Source organism: Nostoc sp. ChiSLP03a (assembly GCF_034531215.2).
Lineage (GTDB): Bacteria > Cyanobacteriota > Cyanobacteriia > Cyanobacteriales > Nostocaceae > Nostoc.
Window position 1 is genome coordinate 58,953 of sequence record NZ_JAVRBQ020000036.1, and the last position, 19,535, is coordinate 78,487.

Here is a 19,535-nt window from a genome sequence, read left to right on the forward strand (position 1 = left end):
TTCTCCTTTACGTGAAAATATCCTGTAATCAAATTTCAGGTTATATCAATTAAAAAAATGTTTGCGAGCAGATGCCCACGCTTACTGACGCACACCCTCCCCAAAGCCTTGTAGAGGGTTGGGTAAGGTCTTATCTATGTATTGCATTCTTTTTTCAAATTGGTATTACAAGGAAGTTTAGCAAAAGTATGCCAAAAATTACCGATCTATCATTCGATTGCCTACCCAGCAGTAAGTTAGTACAACAGTCTCAGTCACATACATCATCCTTGCACTGTTTTTTTAGGTTTTCGAGAAATTTATATTTTGGAAGCCCCTCATTTTGCATTAATCTCTAGAATTAAAATGCCTTAACACATTTGCTTTAGTCCTGGAGGGAGGAAATTTAAACAGTGGATATTTTAGATTTGTTTTACAAGGGTGGGCCAGCTATGTGGCCTTTACTCATTCTGTCGATTCTGGCTTTGAGTGTCATTTTCGAGCGTATGTGGTTCTGGTTGCGAATTTTGACTCAGGAAAAGCAAATAGTCGATCGCGTCTTGGATGCTGCCCAGGATAATTGGGAAGTAGCTGCGGACATGGCTAGACTTGCAAGCCATCAGCCTGTCGGGCGTTTTCTCTACGCCCCTCTACGTTTTGCCAAAAGTGATGCGGAAACTTTTCGACTAGCACTGGAGGCTACAGCAGAAGACGAATTAGCTGGGATGCGCAGGGGCGAAAAACTTTTAGAAGCGGTGATTGCTCTAGCGCCGTTGCTAGGATTGTTGGGTACAGTTTTGGGTTTAATCCACTCTCTGCGCTCAATTCGGATTGGCGATTTGGGAACTGAATCTACCGCTGGGGTGACTACTGGTATTGGTGAATCCTTAATTAGTACGGCAAGTGGGCTAATAGTTGCCATCATTAGTTTGGTATTTTACCGTCTATTTCAAAGTTTTGTAGTCAACCAAGTCAAAGTTTTTCGGAAGGCAGGGAATGAGATGGAATTGCTCTATCGCCAGTCTCCTCCTGACTTTAGCAATAGGACATCAGCAATTGTGCCAGAAAATTTCACTCCACCCCGCAAGCCAGGAAAGACTAGAGTTTCTGAACCTCCTGAACCCCCGAGTACACCTAATTAATAGTCAATAATTCAACCCCCAAACCAGGTTTGTGAATGAGACATGAAAGTTAATCTACATACTCCAATTGAAGAAGTCCAAATTCAAATCATCCCTTTAATTGATGTCGTTTTTTGTATCCTGACATTTTTTTTATTAGCGGCTTTACAATTTACACGGCAACAGGCAATAAATGTTGATTTGCCTAAAGCCAGCCCCAGTACAGTCTCTGGAATAACGTCACAAAGTGGAAGTGTGATTGTTACCATCGATGCTGTGGGCAATACTTACATAGAAAAACAGCCTGTAAAACAGGAAGATTTGAGACAGAGTTTAAAACAGTATCTCCAAGCAAACCCTAATGCTGTTGTTGTGCTGAATGCTTCGCGCACAGCAACTTACAATGATGTGATTGAGACATTAGATTTGCTACGACAAGTAGGGGGCGATCGCGTTTCTTTGGGAATTATTCCTGGCCCATCTCAACCATCCACGAACTCACCTAACCAGCCTACTGTCCCCTCTTTCCCAATCAATCCTGGAACTGGTGCAGTACCAGGCATCAATCCCGAAGGAAATATTACGCCAAAATTCCCCTTAGCACCTAATTCTGTACCCTTTCCTAGCATCACTCAGCCTCCAGCTGGGCAAGGCATCAATCCTGGTATTTCTCCCGTGGTTCCTAACTCACCAGCGCCTCAAGCGCCTGTAGCACCCAAACAAACTCAACCTCCTCTTAAAAGATGAGATAGGGAAATCGGAAATTGGGCAATGAAGAAGAGACAAGGTAGACAAGGAAGACAAGGAAGAGATTTGTTCAATAATTCCCCTTTGTCTCCTTGTCCCTTTGTCCTTTTGTCCTCTGCTCCCCTACTTATAACTACCCATTTTTCCTTCAAGCCTTTTTCCAAACCTAAAGATATCTAGAATAAATCTCGGCTAGATAAAAAAAAACTGCTAATTTACAAATAATTGGTTGAGCTATAAAGATTTTTCCACCTATAGACTGAGGAATTTATCACCAATTACCATCCACATTTCATACCAAATTGGGGAAGGATGTCTAAATAGGTTAACAGATTGAAAAGCGCTTGTATTAAGCGTCTTTCAGTGTGTCCTAATTACGAATTACGAATTACGAATTACGAATTAGTATCAGGGGTTGTGGCATGAACATCGTAACGCTTTTAATTGTTTGGGTCGTAACAGCTATCAGCTTGTTGATAATTAGTAAGTTGCCTTTGGGAGTTGAAATTGATACTCCTGGGAAAGCGTTTCTTTCTGCCGCAGTGCTTGGTATCGTAACAGCAATAGTCAGACCAATTTTAAGCCTCATTTTTGCAGTACCAAATCTACTCACATTAGACTTATTATCTGGCATTTTCACATTTATGATTGCCGTGGTTTGTTTTAGTATTGCTGCTTGGTTAGTCGAGGGCTTTCGCTTGCGTTACGGGATTTGGAGTGCTGTTATTGGGGCATTTACGCTGACTATAATTAACAGCTTAATCTACAAAATATTGGGCGTATAAAGCAAAAAGTTAGGAGTGAGGAGTTATTAACAATTCCTAACTCCTAACTCCTAACTCATCACTGCCAAATCTAACTATTCGTTGGAACTTGGGGGAGCAACTGGGGTAGTTGATTGTTGTTTGCGTTGCTCACGTTTTTTGCGATCGGCTGAGAGTATATCTGCCATCACCACTAGCGCTTGCGCCATTTTGTCTAGGTTAGAACGGTATAACTCCAAATCCTTGTTGAGTTTGTCATCAGAAAGATGCAAGCCAGCAGCGATCGCTTTTAGCGCCTCAGTGAGTTGCTTTTCGTCTTTGACTAATTCGGGATCTGACTGTTCTAATAACGAAAATACACCAATTGCGAACAAACGGTTGTATTTAAAGTTAGGATTATTAGCGATCGCTTGTAGGGTTGCTTGTAAGTCAGCATCTCTATCTAAGTAAGTAGTTTGGCCCAGCCACCCAATTAAATCTTTAACTGGCAAACCTTTAGCTACAGCTTGCAATTTCTGGGCATCCTGTCGATATTGTTGCGGATCTTGTTCTATAGCCTGACATAAGGCGTTAAAAATTGATTCTTGATCCCGTTCTGGTTGATAGCCTTCCATGAAGCGATCAAAAGTAGTGACGACACCCAAGGCATAAATTGGATTGTAGCTAAAATCGATATTTACTGACAGTAGATGCATTTCCACCATCAATTCTTCTACTACCCGACGATAAATAGTATTGATCGGACGGGTGTGAAGATTGTAGAAAGTTCGCTTTGTATCAGAGACTGTACGGACGTTATTCACAAATAAAAAAGAAATGTTAAGGGCGACGTATCTTTATTTTCTCGCTTAAAGGCTACTTTGCCAAGTTGAGCTTTTAGCAGGTAATGGTTTCATTTACAATATATACACATTAGAAGTATTTTATAAACTGATAGCTACAGGAGATCAGACCTTTTCTCCTCAAAAGCTAGCCAAAAATTATTATCCTTAATGATTTATTTATTGTAATTATGAACTTCTCGCCACAGTTAATTGCTTTAGGTGAGTACCTAGCTGGTGAATTTGATAATCAAGAACAAGCCTTAGCAGAACCAGTTTGGTATGTCCACCTCCGTCTGTGGCAAAGACCAGTTAATCTGTTTGCAGAAGATAGCATCACCTTATTTGCCGAACAGGCTAACGTTATTACCTTAGATAAACCTTATCGCCAGCGAATTATCCGGTTGCGTCAAAGCAGCAACTCTGACGCAACCGTGGAAGTTCAATATTATATGCCTCAAGATCCAGGTGCATTAATAGGCGCAGGTAATAACCCGGCTCTACTAAACACACTGACATCCGAACAATTAGATTCACTACCAGGTTGTATCCTAACAGTTACTCAGGAGAAACTAGCTGGCGATCGCTATAAGTTTACCGCTACCCCACTACCAGAGACTCGTTGTAGCTTTACTTATCTTGGCAATAGTATCCATGTTTCTTTAGGTTTTGCAGCTACAACAACAGAATTTCACAGCTACGACAAAGGAATCGATCCCGCAACTGGAAAAGCAACCTGGGGAGCGATTATGGGGCCTTATCGCTACACCAAGCGAAATCAGTATTTAATAAGATAAAGTTATGAATTATGAGTTATGAGTTATGAATTTTGAATTAACTCCTCACTCCTCACTCCTAACTGTTTTTTAGCTAGCAATGCTACGAGGTACACCTTCTAAAGCTTCCTCTTCTGTCTCAAAGATTTCAAAAACAGTATCCATCATCGTCACTTCAAACACGAGTTTAGCTTCTGGATGTACATTGCAGATGCGGAAACTGCCTTTGACTTTATCAGCATCACGCATTCCAGCTACCAAAGATGTAAGACCAGAACTATCAATAAAATTTACCTGAGCCAAATTTACAACTACATGGCGACTGAGTTTGGAAATACACTCTTGTAACTTCAGGCGAAATTGCCAAGCCGTGGTGATATCCAGACGGCCTGATGGTGTCAAGACGATAACGGTGTTTCCGTCTTGGGTTGTATAGGTTTTTTGGTCTATATGAATCACTGAAGCCCTCCCCGTGGCATTCCTTTTAAGATTAACTAGTGACAGAATTTTCTAATGCTGTCACTTGAGATTAACAAGCTATAGCTAAATTTGTCACCTTTTTCGGCTAAGTGCTTAACTTTAGTAGTTATAACTCACCAAAATAGTAGAGAGTGGAAGAGATTAGTGAGATGAGGGAGTCGGGGAAGAACGGCATAATTATCATAACTCCTCACTCTTACACTCAGCACTCAGAACTATTTGGGTGTCCAGTTGATCCAATCTTGAGGTTTAAGGAAGGTTTCATACAACTCGGCTTCAGGGGAATTGGGTTCGGGTTGATAGCCGTATTCCCAGCGCACTAGGGGAGGTAGGGACATGAGAATTGATTCGGTGCGTCCGTTGGTTTGTAGACCAAAAATAGTGCCTCGGTCATAAACCAAGTTAAATTCTACATAACGTCCCCGGCGGTAGAGTTGAAAATTCCGTTGGCGATCGCCATACTCTATCCCATGTCGCCGTTCTACAATTGGTACGTAAGCTGGTAAAAATGCTCTGCCACAGTCTTGTACAAAGCCGAACAAATCTTCCCAATTGCGGGTTGCTGGTGTTCCTACCTGGTTGCTATAAATGGCAGCTTCCCCATTGGGATTTGGGCCGCGGTATAAAGCACCCTGGCCATCTTGGTAATCAAAAAATAGACCACCGACACCCCGTGTCTCATCACGATGCTTGAGATAGAAATATTCATCACACCATCGTTTAAACACCGGGTAATACTCTGGGTGGTGTTGGTCGCAAGCTTGCTTTAATGTTTTGTGTAAATGTGCGGCATCTTCAGCAAAGGGATAATAAGGTGTCAAGTCAAGACCGCCACCAAACCACCACACAGGCCCCGCTTCAAAGTAGCGATAATTGAGATGAACTGTGGGCACATAAGGATTGTGAGGATGTAATACCATTGAAGTGCCTGTGGCATAAAAGCCATGCCCTGCTGCTTCCGGGCGTTGAGCTAAAATTGAGGCTGGCAAATGGGAACCCCAAACTTCAGAAAAATTTACACCTGCTTGTTCAAATATTGCACCTTCTCGCAGTACGCGCGATCGCCCTCCTCCTCCTTCTGGGCGTTCCCAACTATCTTCATGAAACTTAGCCACACCATCTAGTTTTGCCAATGATTCGGTAATTTCGTCTTGCAGTTGTTTCATAAACTGACTGACCCTAGTCTGAGCGTCAGGTGCTGGCAAAGACTTTGATGATTCTGCTTCTACAGTTGGTGTTTGCGAGTTGGTCAACATAGATTCCCGAACCTAAATTACAATTTCCAGAAAGCCACAAATTTTCAAATGAAAATTTGGGGGAAACACGCGCCAACAATCTAGCTCTATTTGCCCAACCCGCTTTTTTCTTCTTGGGTTAAGCATTTATCCGATTGATGGGCATCACTAGAGTTATTTTCCCTCAAATGCGTATAGGCTTGTATATTGAATTAGTTTTTTTTGAAATTCTTAATTGGAATATTCTGGTATAAAGACTAAATTTTAGTCTTAAGCTTGAGGTATCAAGGATTTGACTGGTCTAATCAGAACTTTTTTGCCATATTGCTGATGTCGGCTATTTGGGTCTGTATCGAATCGAGGCTTGCTATGTTTAGGGCATTTTTGAGAAAGTTTTAATTTAGCAATTGCTCGTAGTTGCACACCATACCAGAGTTACCAGAAAGTATCTAGGGAGGAGGATTAGGAAAATGCAAGGTTGGTTATCCAAATTCATCCACCGCAAACGTCGTCGGTTTTGCGCTTCTCTGGTGTGGACATATCGAGAGATTAGTTCTGCTTCTGTAGATGAACTGTGGCAAAAAGTGGTTGACTTAACAGATGTTTCTTGGCATCCACAACTTAAGAGTACTAATGTTCCCTACGGATTAGTACCCAAACCAGGATTAATTTTTCAAGCTGTAACACGCTTTTCGCCGATTCCCATCAGAATTTTTGTGGAACGCGTCAATCCCAGAGAGATGTTGAGTATCCGAGTGATGGCAATTCCTGGAATAGAGGAACGAGTAACTTACCAAGTAGAGTCAACGGTTTGTGGTACTTGTTTATCTTATTCGGTAACGTTACGGGGTTGGTTATCACCTCTGATTTGGTCTTTATCCCGTCCTTATGCAGACAGAGTTGCACGATCTTTAGTCGAGGCAGTAGAAAAGACGGCATTACCAGCGGTATCTGGGAATAAAAAATCCCTTAATGACAGTTGTTTTGATTTTTAGGTAGTGGGGATTGGGGAAGAAGCAAGGGAGCAGGGGAGCAGCACTTCTCTACGAGACACTGCGCGTAGCTTGCTTCCACGAAGTGGTACAACTACGTTTAGTTACCGGGGAGCAGGGGATAAGAGGGACAAATCTCTCCCAAGTCTCCCCCTCTTCCTTGTCTACCTTGTCTCTTCTTCATGCCCAATGCCCAAAGAAAGTTAAGATTCTATTAGGTAATAATGCAATTTGCTAAGTTTTATCACGGCAGTAACAGTGATAACACTAAGCTGACCTTACTTAAAAAGGCATCCAGTTAATAGCTAAGATGTTCCCCACAAGTGTATTTATTCATTTTTAATTTTGAATTTTTATGTACGATGTCCTCGATTCCCGCTCTGTCTTAGAAATTTTGCGACCAGTGGAAGACCCAGAACTTCGTAAAAGTCTGGTAGAACTGAATATGATTCGCAACGTAAAAATTGACGGTGGTAAGGTTAGTTTCACTTTAGTGTTAACCACCCCTGCCTGTCCTTTACGTGAATTTATTGTCGAAGACTGTCAGAAAGCTGTCAAAAAACTTCCAGGCGTGACAGATGTCAGCATAGAAGTGACGGCAGAAACACCACAACAAAAAAGTTTACCTGACCGCACTGGTATTTCTGGAGTCAAGAATATCATTGCTGTTTCCAGCGGTAAAGGTGGCGTTGGTAAAAGTACAGTTGCAGTGAATGTAGCAGTGGCTCTAGCCCAAACTGGGGCGAAAGTCGGCTTGTTAGATGCTGATATTTACGGGCCCAATGACCCAACGATGCTGGGTTTGTCTGATGCTCAAATTACTGTGCGTTCTACTGAAACAGGTGAAATCCTGGAACCTGCTTTTAATCACGGCGTCAAATTAGTTTCAATGGGCTTTTTGATTGACCGAGATCAACCAGTAATTTGGCGGGGGCCTATGCTCAATGGTGTAATTCGCCAGTTTCTTTATCAAGTGCAGTGGGGAGAACTGGATTATTTGATTGTAGATATGCCACCGGGTACGGGAGATGCTCAGTTAACTTTAACCCAAGCAGTGCCGATGGCAGGGGCAGTAATTGTCACCACACCGCAAAACGTAGCTCTGTTAGATTCTCGCAAGGGATTGCGGATGTTCCAGCAAATGAATGTTCCAGTATTGGGGATCGTGGAAAATATGAGCTATTTTATTCCCCCCGATCGACCAGATAAGCAATATGACATCTTTGGTTCCGGTGGTGGCTCCAAAACAGCTGCTGAATTGGGAGTACCACTGTTGGGGTGCGTGCCGCTAGAGATTTCTACGCGAGTTGGTGGTGATAGCGGTGTACCGATAGTTGTTGGCGACCCAGATTCAGCTTCCGCAAAAGCATTAACAGCGATCGCTCTTTCCATTGCTGGTAAAGTATCAGTTGCTGCCTTGACATAATTATAAATTTTATATTTCTATCTACTTCCTGGGCTATAGCTTGGGAATACTAGAAATTGGGTGTTAGGAATTAGAGAAATTGGGGAAGAATAAATATTGATTATTGACCAATTCCCAACAATTAAAGCTAAAGTCTAAACTGGCACAATGTTGTTAAAACGATCGCTCCCCAAAATTCGCTGGAAGTCTTGGGTTAAGCCCTGGCAGCATATAGATTGGCTACTTTTTTGTTTGCCGATTGCTGTTAGTATTTTTGGCGGCCTGATGATTCTCAGTACGGAACTGAAGCAGCCAGTAACTGACTGGTGGTGGCACTGGATGGTAGCGGGTATCGGCGTGCTTATAGCCCTATTTTTATCTCGCATCCGTTACGAACTCTTGATGCAGTGGCACTGGGTAACATACACACTGACGAACTTCAGTTTAATTGCCGTGATGATTGCTGGTACTAGCGCCAAAGGGGCGCAACGGTGGATTAGTATCGCCGGCTTTAACGTGCAACCCTCAGAATTTGCCAAAGTCGGCATGATTATCACATTAGCAGCTTTGCTACACAGGCGGACTGCTTCTAGTCTCGAAGGTGTTTTCCGCGTTTTGGCAATCACCGCTATACCTTGGGGATTAGTATTTTTGCAGCCAGATTTAGCAACATCACTGGTATTTGGTGCGATCGTCTTAGGAATGCTTTACTGGGCAAATGCTAACCCAGGTTGGTTAATTCTGATGATTTCTCCGATAGTTGCCGCCATTTTGTTTAGTATCTCTTGGCCTTTAACAGAGCCAATAGTTTTATTCAAAGAACTATCTTTTGGTCCATTAGGGATAGTTTGGTCAGTTGCGATGGCTATTGTGGGCTGGCAAACTCTTCCCTGGCGTCGATTTGGTTTAGGTGCTATCGGTGCATGGACTCTCAATATCCTGGGTGGCGAATTAGGAGTCTTCGCCTGGAACCATGTTTTGAAAGAGTATCAAAAAGACCGACTAACTGTATTCATGAATCCCGATCACGATCCACTCGGTGCTGGATATCACTTAATCCAATCTCGCATTGCTATTGGTGCTGGTGAAATCTGGGGATGGGGTCTGTTCAAGGGGCCCATGACGCAACTGAATTTTGTACCAGAACAGCATACAGACTTTATTTTCTCCGCAGTAGGGGAAGAATTTGGTTTTGTCGGTTGTTTGTTAGTACTGTTTGTCTTCTGCTTAATTTGCTTCCGTCTACTGCATATTGCCCAAACCGCCAAAGATAACTTTGGTTCTTTGTTGGCTATTGGCGTTTTGTCTATGATTGTGTTTCAGCTGATTGTCAACATTGGCATGACTGTTGGTTTAGCACCTGTGGCAGGAATTCCCCTACCTTGGATGAGTTATGGGCGTTCTGCGATGCTGACCAACTTCATTTCCTTGGGAATAGTAGAATCAGTAGCAAATTTTCGACAAAGACAGAAGTATTATTGATTCGTCATTTCTCGTTGGTCATTTGTCCTTTGTCCTTTGTCCTTTACTAATGACCATTGACAAATGACAAATGACTAATGACAAGTATTAAGCTATTAAAAGGAAACAAACGAGGCTAAAAAAATGATTCTGCCTGGAGCAACTGTTCGCGTCAAGAATCCCGCAGATACCTATTATCGCTACGAAGGACTCGTGCAACGGGTGAGTGATGGCAAAGTAGCCGTATTATTTGAAGGTGGTAACTGGGATAAATTAGTTACCTTTCGCCTAAGCGAATTGGAACTCGTAGAAACCACCGCCGGACGTAAAAAAGCCAAATAAGATTAGTCATTAGTCATTTGTTCTTTGTCATTTGGCAAAAACTAATGACTAATGACCAGTGACTAATGACTAAATTACTATGCGCCTTCCCCTACCACAGTTTGCCACTGGCGATCGCCATCCGAACCACATTGCGGAGGTGATTGAAACTACTAGTACTGAATTTTTAGCTCAGTGTTTAGAACCAGAAGATTTAAGCTTCCCCTCGATGCCACCCTTTGGTAGTTGGGTCTGTTCTGTAGATGAAGAATCTGGCAATCGAATTTATGCTGTAGTATATTATGCCACAACTATGCCCATAGATTCCGTACACAGAGCGAGAGCATTAGGGTTGTCCTTGCAAGACTTACGGGAAGAACAACCCCAAATATTTGCCATGCTCCGCACAGAATTCCGGGCTGCGATCGTGGGATTTGAACTATCTTCGCAAAATCAAAGTTATAACCAAAGAGTATATCAGTATCTTCCACCCCGTCCCCCGCAAATTCATCAAGCTGTTTATCGATGTGAACCAGAAGCTATCATTAAATTTACTGAAGAACTAGATTTTTTACGGACACTGCTGTGTATAAATGGTGCGCCAATCGAGTCTTTAGCCGCAGCTGCCATTCGAGATGTATACCAGTTACGCAAAGCTGACCGACAATGGCTAATTAAAGCTGGACGTAGTTTAAGTGTGTTACTTAAAGACGACTACGATCGCTTACGGTTTATTTTGAGTCAAATCCACCCGTAGGTAGTTAATTCTTAAATAATTGCCTAGTTAGTGTAAATTAAGAAGATTTTTGATTTTTTGTCAGGTGGCTTGCCTATTTATTCATATTGATCGGGCGATCGCCCCCAAGGTAATCGCTGTTTTACCATAGCCCCTTCAATTCCTATATATGGAACTAATATCACAAGTTCTTGTTCTAGAACCAACTTCCCAAGTTCTTGGCAAAGAACCAATTGTTCCCTTTGCTATTTTGCTGGTGGTCATCTTAGTTATACCCATCATGTTTGAGCGGCTAAGATTACCAGGATTAGTGGGTTTGGTCTTCTCAGGGCTAGTACTTGGGCCCTCAGGTTGGAATTTTTTTCAGTCTGACTCACCCATGATTAACCTACTATCAGACATTGGGTTAATTTATTTGCTGTTTGTCGCTGGGCTAGAAATTGATTTAGAACAGTTTCGCCGGAAAAAAAGTCGTGCTTTTGGGTTTGCTAGCTTTACTTTCAGTGTACCCCTACTCATGGGAACCTTAGTAGGGCTGATTTTAGGCTATGGCTGGAATACTTCAATCTTAATTGGCTCTTTATTCGCTTCCTATACCCTTTTGGCATACCCCATAATCAGCCGTTTGGGAGTGATAAACAACGAAGCTGTTACTGTCACCATTGGAGCTACGATTTTTACAAACATCGGTGCAGTACTGGTATTAGCCATTTGTGTAGCTGTCTCTCATACTGAAGCATTCAGCTTTGCGAAACTACTCACTTTGTCTGGTTGGTTAATTATTTACTCTGTGGCCGTTGTGACAGGCTTTGATTGGGCAGGCAAAGAATTTTTCAAACGGTCTGGAGACGATGAAGGAAACAAGTTTTTATTTGTGTTGCTTTCTGTGTTTCTGGCAGCTGTGGGCGCTCAATTGATTGGGGTAGAAAAAATTGTTGGTGCTTTTTTAGCGGGTTTGGCAGTGAATGAAGCTGTGGGTGAAGGCCCAGTCAAAGAAAAGGTGGTATTTATTGGCAGCGTGCTGTTCATTCCCATTTTCTTTGTAGACCTTGGCTTATTAATCGACCTACCTGCCTTTGCGAACAATCTGAACACGCTCAAGTTAACGCTGTTAATCGTAGTTGCTTTGATTATCAGTAAATTGATCGCAGCTTTGTTGACAAAACTGGTTTACCGCTATAAATGGCAAGAAATGCTAACGATGTGGTCGCTGTCACTACCCCAGGTTGGTACAACGTTAGCAGCAACTTTAGTGGGATATCAGTCTGGGTTGCTGCCAGTAGAAGTATTACATAGTGTGATTGTTTTAATGCTCGTCACATCAACCTTGGGGCCGTTGATAACCAGTCGAATAGCTGTTGGTTTGAATTCCCCACCAGATGAAGATCCAGCACCACCCCTAGCTGAGGAGAATGCATCAGAAACAGACAATGCTTTTACTATAGTCGTACCTATATATAATCCTCAGACCCAGCAGTATTTGATTGAAATGGCGGCATTATTAGCACGTCAGTCTCATGGCAAAATTATACCCCTGGCGATCGCTACTGCTGCTGCTCACATGGATGCGCCCCAGTTAGAAGCATCTCTACAACGAAGTGAGTGGTTATTGAATAAAGCCACGACACAAAGTCGAGTTTTGGGCGTAGCCGCAGAACCAGCGCTGCGAATTGATGATGCCTTTGCTCAAGGAATTAGCAGAGCGGCTCGCGAACAAAAAGCTAATTTAATTGTTATGGGTTGGGGTAAACGGACTGGGTTACGAGCGCGTTTATTTGGGAATGTGATTGATGGTGTGCTTTGGGCATCTCATTGTCCAGTAGCAGTGACACGTTTAGTAGAATCACCAAAAAAAATTCAGCGGATCTTAGTACCAATAGAAAACTTAACAGCACCAACATTACAACCTGTACAATTTGCCCAGATGCTAGCAGAGGCAAATCAGAGCCATATTACTGTGCTGAATGTGTGCGATCGCCGTACTAGTTCTAGTAAAATTGCTTGGAGGCGATCGCATCTCTCCTTATTGGTATCTAAATTGGCTTTAGCCAATGCCCCAGAAATTCAAATCATCGCTCACGAAAATGTTGCCCAAGCGATTTTACAGGCAGCAAGATTATATGATTTAGTAGTTTTACCTTTTATACGTAATCGTACCAGTCCTGGAGGGTTAGCCATTAGCGATGTCACAACCCAGTTAGCCAGACAACTCACCTGCTCAATTATTATGCTTGGAGAACCGCAACGCACTCAAAGCACAAATTTAATTCTGCCTACCACGGTTAGCAGCATTACATCTGCTGTATGATATAAGGCAGAATACAGTTCAAGTAAGTGGACTTGGGCTGCGTTAACGTAGTCCGCCGGAGGCATCAAATTTCCAAAAATATTGCTAAAAAATGAATCGGCTGTAGGGATTTACATCTGTATTATTTGCATATATTTGTAGCACGAGTGTCGCCCCGATCTCGACTAACTTTTTGTATCCAACTAAAACTTCAATAACCGTAAAAATACTTTATATTTTTGAAGATTTGATAAAGTTCGGCTGAACAACAAACAACTTTTAAACAATTTCTGTTATTTTGCTAATTAAATTCTTAAGAAAACAGGTAAAAATATAACAAAACTACAACTGTGAAAAAATAGGTAAGTTCAACAACAATTTTTGATTGAGCCTTGTTATTTTTTTTTGTTTTGTATTTTTGTGCCCAAGGTGGGTAATCTAAAAGTAAGTGCAATAGCTACTGAAAATATTTGTAAGTAACTGGGAAATTATGAGAATTTTGGTGACGGGCGGTGCTGGGTTTATTGGTTCCCATCTCATCGACCGACTAATGGCTGCTGGGCATGAAATAATATGCTTGGATAATTTTTACACTGGTCATAAACGCAACATTTTAAAATGGTTAGACCATCCGTACTTTGAATTGATCCGTCACGATATTACCGAACCAATTCGGTTAGAAGTCGATCAAATTTATCATTTAGCTTGTCCTGCTTCACCAGTACATTACCAGTACAACCCAGTTAAAACTGTTAAAACTAACGTGATGGGAACACTGAATATGTTGGGGCTAGCTAAACGTGTGAAAGCAAGGTTTTTCTTAGCTTCTACTAGTGAAGTATACGGAGATCCAGAAATTCATCCCCAAACTGAAGAGTATAGAGGTAGCGTTAATCCCATTGGAATACGTTCGTGCTATGACGAAGGTAAAAGAATTGCTGAGACTCTAGCATTTGATTACTACAGGCAAAATAAAGTTGATATTCGAGTTGTGCGGATATTCAACACCTACGGACCGAGAATGTTAGAAAATGATGGTCGGGTGGTAAGCAACTTTATAGTTCAAGCCTTGCAGGGTAATCCTTTAACCGTGTACGGTGATGGTTCACAAACTCGTAGTTTCTGCTACGTTTCCGATTTGGTAGAAGGATTCATCCGCCTAATGAATAGCGACTACATTGGCCCAGTCAACCTGGGTAATCCTGGTGAATACACGATTTTACAATTGGCACAAACTGTGCAAAATATGATCAATCCAGACGCGCAGATTAAATTCGAGGCACTACCTTCGGACGATCCCCGACGTCGCCAGCCTGATATCACAAAGGCAAAAACTTGGTTAAATTGGGAACCTACCATTCCTCTACAAGAAGGTTTAAAACTAACAATAGAAGATTTTCGCGATCGCATTCAAAGCGATGTCAATAATTCAACCACCTGAGTTACGTCTAGGGTTGCTCTGAATTTTTATGCAGGCTAATCCCATCGGTAACTAGTATATTTAGTTGCTGAGTTTTTCCAAATGTGTAAGTGTAAAATTGAGAACTTCTTTTTGAAGATTAAACCCAAACTAAGTGAGGAGTTAAATAAATGCGTGTTTGCGTGATTGGTACTGGTTACGTTGGTTTAGTTACAGGTGCTTGCTTGGCTCATATTGGGCATGATGTAATTTGCGTAGACAACAACGAAGAAAAAGTTAAGTTAATGAAGTCTGGGCAATCTCCAATTTTTGAGCCGGGACTCTCAGAAATTATGCAGTCTGCTATTCAAACAGAGAAGATTCATTTTACTAGCGATCTTGCTGCTGGAGTTTCCCACGGAGAAATTTTGTTTATTGCTGTAGGAACGCCACCTTTACCCACTGGTGAAAGTGATACTCGTTACGTCGAAGCTGTAGCTCGTGGGATTGGGGAAAATCTCAACGGTGGTTATAAAGTCATAGTGAATAAATCTACAGTACCCATTGGCTCAGGCGACTGGGTGCGGATGCTTGTTCTAGATGGTGTTGCAGAGCGGCAGAAAACACTCATACCCGCAGGTGGAGTGCCGAGTGATGAGAAATTACCTGAATTTGTAGCCGAGTTTGATGTAGTCAGCAATCCAGAGTTTTTGCGCGAAGGTTCGGCAGTTCACGACACCTTCAACCCCGATCGCATTGTACTAGGAGGCAATAGCCAAAGAGCAGTAGCTTTAATGCAACAGCTGTATGCCCCAATTGTAGAACGCAAGTACGCTGAGGATCATTCTTTACCCCCAGTGCCAATTCTGGCAACAGACCTGAGTTCGGCAGAGATGATTAAATATGCCGCTAATGCCTTTTTAGCCACTAAGATTAGTTTTATTAACGAAGTTGCTAATATTTGCGATCGCGTCGGTGCTGATGTTACTCAAGTAGCTAAAGGTATCGGTCTAGATTCCCGTATTGGTAACAAGTTTTTACAAGCTGGTATTGGTTGGGGTGGTTCTTGCTTTCCCAAAGATGTCTCCGCTCTGATTCACACTGCTGATGACTATGGTTATGAAGCCCAGCTACTGAAATCTGCTGTCAGTGTCAACGAACGTCAGCGTTTGATTGCTTTGGAAAAACTCCAACAAGTTCTAAAAATTCTCAAAGGTAAAACAGTCGGACTACTCGGACTGACCTTCAAGCCCGATACTGACGACTTGCGCGACGCTCCAGCACTCAACCTAATTGAGCAGCTAAACCGACTGGGAGCTAAAGTTAAAGCCTATGACCCCATTGTTTCCCAAACAGGTCTACGTCATGGACTTTCTGGGGTGCTAGTAGAAACTGATGCCGAAAGACTCGCTGACGGCTGTGATGCCTTAGTACTTGTCACCGAATGGCAGCAATTCAGCACTCTGGACTATGTGAAGATGGCGAAACTGATGGCCCACCCCGTTATCATCGATGGTCGTAACTTCCTCGACCCCGAAGCAATGATCCGCGCTGGATTCCAATATGTAGGTGTGGGAAGATAGAAAGTAGAGACGCGATTAATCGCGTCTGTACAGGAGTTAGGAGTGATAAATAAAAATTAATTACAATATATAATTAACAACTCCTAACTCTTTTCAAAACCTAAAGATTTAAAATACCGCCTAAAATCATTTAGGCGGTATTTAATTTGTTTAAAGTTTCACTCTACTTCAATTTTTTGCCTATAATTTTGGATTAAGGACTATTTGGAATACGTTCAATTTCAGCATATCCACTGAAAATAATTTTTTGACCTTCAGTTTCTAATCGGTTGAGGCGCATTTTCACTCCATCAAGGTCAAAACGATCCAAATCGACCATATTATCTAAAATTTCTACCAGCGCTACGCTCAAGGTTTGCGAGATTTCCCGTTGTGTTTCTGGTACTTGGTCAAGTTGAATTTTCGGATCTTTGAAAGAAACTCGCCGCCGTCTTTCAATACCTACAGTTAAAATCATGTTCAGGGGTACGAGTTCGCCATTATTTAAATCTGCTTTTGCTACAAGCTGTAAGCGATTTTCTGGCAATAGCTGTACCTGAACATCTGTAAAGGAGACTGGTTCACCGCCAGATAATTCTGTCAGTGATGGTACGGTGAGGTTAAGCAAGCGCTTTTTCACCAGTTCTGCATTAAAAGCTTGGTTTATGCCTGCTTCTGATAAGATTACTTGAGCGATCGCTTGAGTAGGTTGCTTAAGACTAAGTTTGCCCTTTAAAACCGAGCCGAAGTCAATGGCCACCGCATCAGTTTCAAAGGACATCTCCTCAACCGCGAAATCTCTCCGAATCACCAAGCCACGGCCGCTCATTTTGAAGCTATCAATGCTGCCTTGCAAGAGCTTGCTGGAAGGATAGCAGCGCACAAAGACTTCTACTGACTCGCTCGTGCTAAACAGGTGGCGAATCGTTTGGCTAGCGACCGTGTTGAGCATTCGCTCTCCCCAATCTGTGCCTTTAGGATCTTGTAAACCAGTAAGTCCGCCGAACATGTGGTTTTGGGTCTCTAGAAGTTCTTTGTACTTTTGTAACAAATCATGAAGAATACAGCAAGCGATCCCGTGATTAATTGTGCTGATGTATAGGCATAGAATGGCTAATAATTGATGAGCTATGTATTAAATATTACTATGTGACTTAAGTTGAGAGAAGTCGCAGTATTCATGACAATAGTAATCCTAAGAGAATCAGATTACTGTGGCGTAGTATTTTATAGATGGTTAAAATGTATCATTTATACGGTTATAATACATTTTGTGACTTTATTACTACATGAAGTAAGGCTGAGTCTTCTTGAATCAGCTTCAACCTTATGGTTTCTACACGGATCGCGAGGTCTTAGAACACGCTCAAATACCGCATTAGCAATATTAATTGCGCTAATTTTGATATTCACGTTCTTTGGCAATTTTCGTTATAGTTTCTGTGGCGATCGCTCCATAGTTTTTGTAATTTTAAATTCATTAATCAAGTTTCTAGAATTTAGATATATTGGTATTCATACTGACATCAATTGCTGAATGCGCTGTGGTTCTTCTCCCAGCCAATCTGGATTTTGGGCAGTGCTGTCGAAGATTGATGAAGTTTTGAAAGGCTCAAACTCGCCGCGTGATGCCGCTTCTGCCGTTTTTGCTAAGAGCGATCGCACTTGCTCATCGTTCATTGGCTGGAACGTCCTCACTGCTTCAAAAGCTTGCTCTAGAATCTCCATACTGTCAATTCCGGTAATCACAACCGATGTGGGCAGATTCAAAGCATAGTGTAAACACTCAATTGGCGTTACAGTATTTGACCGTAAAAGAATACCATTTGCCAAGCTTTTCATTCCCAAAACGCCGATGTTTTCTTTAACTAGCTCTGGTAAAACCAGCTTTTCAAAGCTTCGGTAGTGAGCATCCATCACACTCAGAGGCATCTGCACTGTATTAAATTTAAACCCGTTACTGGCTGCAACTTCCAGCATATGCAGATGAACATAGGGGTCTTTATGCCCAGTAAAACCTATATATCGGAGTTTGCCAGCTTTCCGTGCCTCAATCAAGGCAGCATTCGCCCCTTCTTCGTGAAAAACTCGATGCGGGTCTTCGTGCCGCAGGATTTCGTGGTGCTGAACCAGATCGATGCAATCAACTTGCAGGCGTTGCAGTGATTCGTCTAGCTGTTTTGCTGCTGCTTTTTTAAAGCGACTATCGATTTTCGTCATCAGGAACACTTTGTCTCGATAGCCATCGCCTAGCGCTTTTCCCATGCGAATTTCGCTGACTCCACCGTTGTAATCCCAACTGTTATCCATAAAAGTGATGCCGCGATCGATCGCGGTTCTAACAATTCGGATACCTAGTTCCTCATCAACATGCTTCAAGGCGATGTGCCAACCACCCAATCCGATGGCGGAAACTTTCTCTCCTGTACTGCCGATAACTCGGTATTGCATTTCTGAATTTGACGTAGTTTCTGACATGAGTTTTCCAAGTCTTTCAACTATTACTTAAGTACATATAGCCATCTGCCAATTCAAACACAAGAGAAAGTTGACAATATCTTGCTAAAGATACACTTTTCAAACCGATCGGTAAATGACTGAAGAAGCCAAAATATCGATGGCAATTTGCTATGTTTGAGGTAAAGAATTGAGGGCACAGCATTGCTGTACCCCTACAACATATTTGGTTCAAATAAATGAAAACTGTTGTACTAAATTAACAATTATTTACCACTATAAAAAAAGGCAATTTCTTTTTCTTTTAGAGGTGCGAAACCAGCATCTACAAGTAATTGGTCGAGTTCTGCTTGGGGAATGTGTTTTGCGCCAATTCGTACAATGCGCGATCGCATCGTATTAGATACACCACTGCGCTGTCTATTAGCTTCTAGGGCCATAACTTTACCATAAAGTTCTAGCTTGGCAGGTGGAATGGGAGAACCATCAAAATCAATTCCCTGTGCGATCGCTTCATCAATCGCATCAGCTCCTGTAGTAGTTTGATTCCCTGGGTTAGTTTCGGTAGGCATGGTGATTTACTCTTCTAGGCTATGGGTAGATTTTACCAGCGTTACTAACACCAAAGTTGCCCGAACTCACGTTTACAGAAGTTTTCATATATTTGAACCACATCTGTTGTTGTGGGGCGCAAGGCTTTGCGCCCCTACTGCGTGGTCTTTTTACTAATCACGAGCTTGTCGCGTCACCACACCACCAACAAATGCCCCTAAGATAGTGCCTGTCCATAGCCCTGTTGTGCTACCTTGCCATATTGCTCCTGGTGTAATCCAAGCGTTGCACATCTCCCTTAAACCCCAAGGTTGGTTTTGACACTTTTGGCTATGCAGCATCATAGTAATTTGCCCACTAGTGTAAGCGCCAAAAAAACCTGATGACAGCGCCAAGAAAGTGCAAATTAAAATTCTGTTTTTTGTCATTTGTCATTTGTC

At 42.2% G+C, this 19,535-nt stretch carries 19 protein-coding genes; 12 read left to right on the forward strand and 7 right to left on the reverse strand.

The window, feature by feature from the left end:
• The first annotated feature begins 392 nt into the window (after window positions 1-392).
• The 3 genes from RMY32_RS05660 to RMY32_RS05670 all read left to right on the forward strand — a co-directional run bounded on the left by RMY32_RS05660 (window position 393) and on the right by RMY32_RS05670 (window position 2,632).
• Complete coding sequence (locus RMY32_RS05660; RefSeq protein ID WP_322713150.1) at window positions 393-1,121, forward strand: MotA/TolQ/ExbB proton channel family protein; 729 nt, start codon at window positions 393-395, stop codon at window positions 1,119-1,121.
• Between the two features lie 42 nt (window positions 1,122-1,163).
• Entirely contained in the window at window positions 1,164-1,847 is a 684-nt protein-coding gene (locus RMY32_RS05665) for an ExbD/TolR family protein (RefSeq protein WP_322713151.1), read from the forward strand.
• Window positions 1,848-2,269: 422 nt separating this feature from the next.
• Complete coding sequence (locus tag RMY32_RS05670; protein WP_289798955.1) at window positions 2,270-2,632, forward strand: phage holin family protein; 363 nt, start codon at window positions 2,270-2,272, stop codon at window positions 2,630-2,632.
• Window positions 2,633-2,706: 74 nt separating this feature from the next.
• On the opposite strand, the gene psb29 is transcribed toward RMY32_RS05670, so the two are convergent.
• The gene (gene psb29, locus RMY32_RS05675) at window positions 2,707-3,414 is read right to left on the reverse strand and encodes a photosystem II biogenesis protein Psp29 (protein WP_322713153.1); all 708 of its coding nucleotides are present in this window, start codon (window positions 3,412-3,414) and stop codon (window positions 2,707-2,709) included.
• Window positions 3,415-3,623: 209 nt separating this feature from the next.
• On the opposite strand from psb29, the gene RMY32_RS05680 reads away from it, so the two are divergent.
• Window positions 3,624-4,229, forward strand: a complete 606-nt coding sequence (locus RMY32_RS05680) for a chromophore lyase CpcT/CpeT (RefSeq protein WP_322713154.1) — start codon at window positions 3,624-3,626, stop codon at window positions 4,227-4,229.
• A gap of 69 nt (window positions 4,230-4,298) precedes the next feature.
• On the opposite strand, the gene RMY32_RS05685 is transcribed toward RMY32_RS05680, so the two are convergent.
• Window positions 4,299-4,667, reverse strand: a complete 369-nt coding sequence (locus RMY32_RS05685; RefSeq protein WP_094351701.1) for an STAS domain-containing protein — start codon at window positions 4,665-4,667, stop codon at window positions 4,299-4,301.
• A 236-nt stretch (window positions 4,668-4,903) separates the two neighbouring features.
• Window positions 4,904-5,944, reverse strand: coding sequence for an oxygen-dependent coproporphyrinogen oxidase (gene hemF, locus RMY32_RS05690; protein WP_322713155.1), 1,041 nt, complete (start codon window positions 5,942-5,944; stop codon window positions 4,904-4,906).
• A 449-nt stretch (window positions 5,945-6,393) separates the two neighbouring features.
• Here hemF and RMY32_RS05695 point away from each other — a divergent pair, with 449 nt between their 5' ends.
• From RMY32_RS05695 to RMY32_RS05730, 8 genes are all read left to right on the forward strand, one after another.
• Window positions 6,394-6,918, forward strand: coding sequence for an SRPBCC family protein (locus RMY32_RS05695; protein ID WP_322713157.1), 525 nt, complete (start codon window positions 6,394-6,396; stop codon window positions 6,916-6,918).
• 352 nt (window positions 6,919-7,270) lie between these two features.
• Window positions 7,271-8,341 carry an Mrp/NBP35 family ATP-binding protein gene (locus RMY32_RS05700; RefSeq protein WP_322713159.1) on the forward strand — a complete coding sequence of 357 codons (1,071 nt, stop codon included), beginning with the start codon at window positions 7,271-7,273 and terminating at the stop codon, window positions 8,339-8,341.
• A gap of 147 nt (window positions 8,342-8,488) precedes the next feature.
• The gene (gene rodA / locus RMY32_RS05705) at window positions 8,489-9,802 is read left to right on the forward strand and encodes a rod shape-determining protein RodA (protein WP_322713160.1); all 1,314 of its coding nucleotides are present in this window, start codon (window positions 8,489-8,491) and stop codon (window positions 9,800-9,802) included.
• A 123-nt stretch (window positions 9,803-9,925) separates the two neighbouring features.
• The gene (locus RMY32_RS05710) at window positions 9,926-10,123 is read left to right on the forward strand and encodes an NAD(P)H dehydrogenase subunit NdhS (RefSeq protein ID WP_094351697.1); all 198 of its coding nucleotides are present in this window, start codon (window positions 9,926-9,928) and stop codon (window positions 10,121-10,123) included.
• A 79-nt stretch (window positions 10,124-10,202) separates the two neighbouring features.
• Window positions 10,203-10,859 (forward strand): HAS-barrel domain-containing protein, encoded by a 657-nt coding sequence (locus RMY32_RS05715; RefSeq protein WP_322694609.1) that lies wholly within the window; start codon window positions 10,203-10,205, stop codon window positions 10,857-10,859.
• Between the two features lie 148 nt (window positions 10,860-11,007).
• On the forward strand, window positions 11,008-13,146 hold the full coding sequence (locus tag RMY32_RS05720) for a cation:proton antiporter (RefSeq protein ID WP_322713162.1): 2,139 nt from the start codon (window positions 11,008-11,010) through the stop codon (window positions 13,144-13,146).
• 469 nt (window positions 13,147-13,615) lie between these two features.
• Window positions 13,616-14,566, forward strand: coding sequence for a UDP-glucuronic acid decarboxylase family protein (locus RMY32_RS05725; protein WP_322689629.1), 951 nt, complete (start codon window positions 13,616-13,618; stop codon window positions 14,564-14,566).
• Between the two features lie 149 nt (window positions 14,567-14,715).
• Complete coding sequence (locus tag RMY32_RS05730) at window positions 14,716-16,107, forward strand: UDP-glucose/GDP-mannose dehydrogenase family protein (protein ID WP_322713164.1); 1,392 nt, start codon at window positions 14,716-14,718, stop codon at window positions 16,105-16,107.
• A 193-nt stretch (window positions 16,108-16,300) separates the two neighbouring features.
• Here the strand turns inward: RMY32_RS05730 and RMY32_RS05735 are convergent, their stop codons facing one another.
• The 4 genes from RMY32_RS05735 to RMY32_RS05750 all read right to left on the reverse strand — a co-directional run bounded on the left by RMY32_RS05735 (window position 16,301) and on the right by RMY32_RS05750 (window position 19,523).
• Window positions 16,301-17,095 carry a DUF2993 domain-containing protein gene (locus RMY32_RS05735; protein WP_322713165.1) on the reverse strand — a complete coding sequence of 265 codons (795 nt, stop codon included), beginning with the start codon at window positions 17,093-17,095 and terminating at the stop codon, window positions 16,301-16,303.
• Window positions 17,096-17,601: 506 nt separating this feature from the next.
• Window positions 17,602-18,564: an aldo/keto reductase gene (locus tag RMY32_RS05740; protein ID WP_322713167.1), complete on the reverse strand. Its 963-nt coding sequence runs from the start codon at window positions 18,562-18,564 to the stop codon at window positions 17,602-17,604.
• Between the two features lie 245 nt (window positions 18,565-18,809).
• Window positions 18,810-19,115, reverse strand: a complete 306-nt coding sequence (locus tag RMY32_RS05745; protein ID WP_109007959.1) for a DUF4090 family protein — start codon at window positions 19,113-19,115, stop codon at window positions 18,810-18,812.
• 153 nt (window positions 19,116-19,268) lie between these two features.
• Entirely contained in the window at window positions 19,269-19,523 is a 255-nt protein-coding gene (locus RMY32_RS05750; protein ID WP_322713169.1) for a hypothetical protein, read from the reverse strand.
• Between the last annotated feature and the right edge of the window lie 12 nt (window positions 19,524-19,535).

What these genes read in the sequence shown, in the direction of transcription:
- RMY32_RS05725 (WP_322689629.1), top strand. Translation starts at nt 13,616, where the DNA reads ATGAGAATTTTGGTGACGGGCGGTGCTGGGTTTATTGGTTCCCATCTC.
- RMY32_RS05710 (WP_094351697.1), top strand. Translation starts at nt 9,926, where the DNA reads ATGATTCTGCCTGGAGCAACTGTTCGCGTCAAGAATCCCGCAGATACC.
- hemF (WP_322713155.1), bottom strand. Translation starts at nt 5,944, where the DNA reads ATGTTGACCAACTCGCAAACACCAACTGTAGAAGCAGAATCATCAAAG.
- RMY32_RS05720 (WP_322713162.1), top strand. Translation starts at nt 11,008, where the DNA reads ATGGAACTAATATCACAAGTTCTTGTTCTAGAACCAACTTCCCAAGTT.
- RMY32_RS05670 (WP_289798955.1), top strand. Translation starts at nt 2,270, where the DNA reads ATGAACATCGTAACGCTTTTAATTGTTTGGGTCGTAACAGCTATCAGC.
- RMY32_RS05740 (WP_322713167.1), bottom strand. Translation starts at nt 18,564, where the DNA reads ATGTCAGAAACTACGTCAAATTCAGAAATGCAATACCGAGTTATCGGC.
- rodA (WP_322713160.1), top strand. Translation starts at nt 8,489, where the DNA reads ATGTTGTTAAAACGATCGCTCCCCAAAATTCGCTGGAAGTCTTGGGTT.
- RMY32_RS05735 (WP_322713165.1), bottom strand. Translation starts at nt 17,095, where the DNA reads ATGTTCGGCGGACTTACTGGTTTACAAGATCCTAAAGGCACAGATTGG.
- RMY32_RS05745 (WP_109007959.1), bottom strand. Translation starts at nt 19,115, where the DNA reads ATGCCTACCGAAACTAACCCAGGGAATCAAACTACTACAGGAGCTGAT.
- RMY32_RS05715 (WP_322694609.1), top strand. Translation starts at nt 10,203, where the DNA reads ATGCGCCTTCCCCTACCACAGTTTGCCACTGGCGATCGCCATCCGAAC.
- RMY32_RS05695 (WP_322713157.1), top strand. Translation starts at nt 6,394, where the DNA reads ATGCAAGGTTGGTTATCCAAATTCATCCACCGCAAACGTCGTCGGTTT.
- RMY32_RS05730 (WP_322713164.1), top strand. Translation starts at nt 14,716, where the DNA reads ATGCGTGTTTGCGTGATTGGTACTGGTTACGTTGGTTTAGTTACAGGT.
- RMY32_RS05750 (WP_322713169.1), bottom strand. Translation starts at nt 19,523, where the DNA reads ATGACAAAAAACAGAATTTTAATTTGCACTTTCTTGGCGCTGTCATCA.
- RMY32_RS05680 (WP_322713154.1), top strand. Translation starts at nt 3,624, where the DNA reads ATGAACTTCTCGCCACAGTTAATTGCTTTAGGTGAGTACCTAGCTGGT.
- RMY32_RS05665 (WP_322713151.1), top strand. Translation starts at nt 1,164, where the DNA reads ATGAAAGTTAATCTACATACTCCAATTGAAGAAGTCCAAATTCAAATC.
- RMY32_RS05700 (WP_322713159.1), top strand. Translation starts at nt 7,271, where the DNA reads ATGTACGATGTCCTCGATTCCCGCTCTGTCTTAGAAATTTTGCGACCA.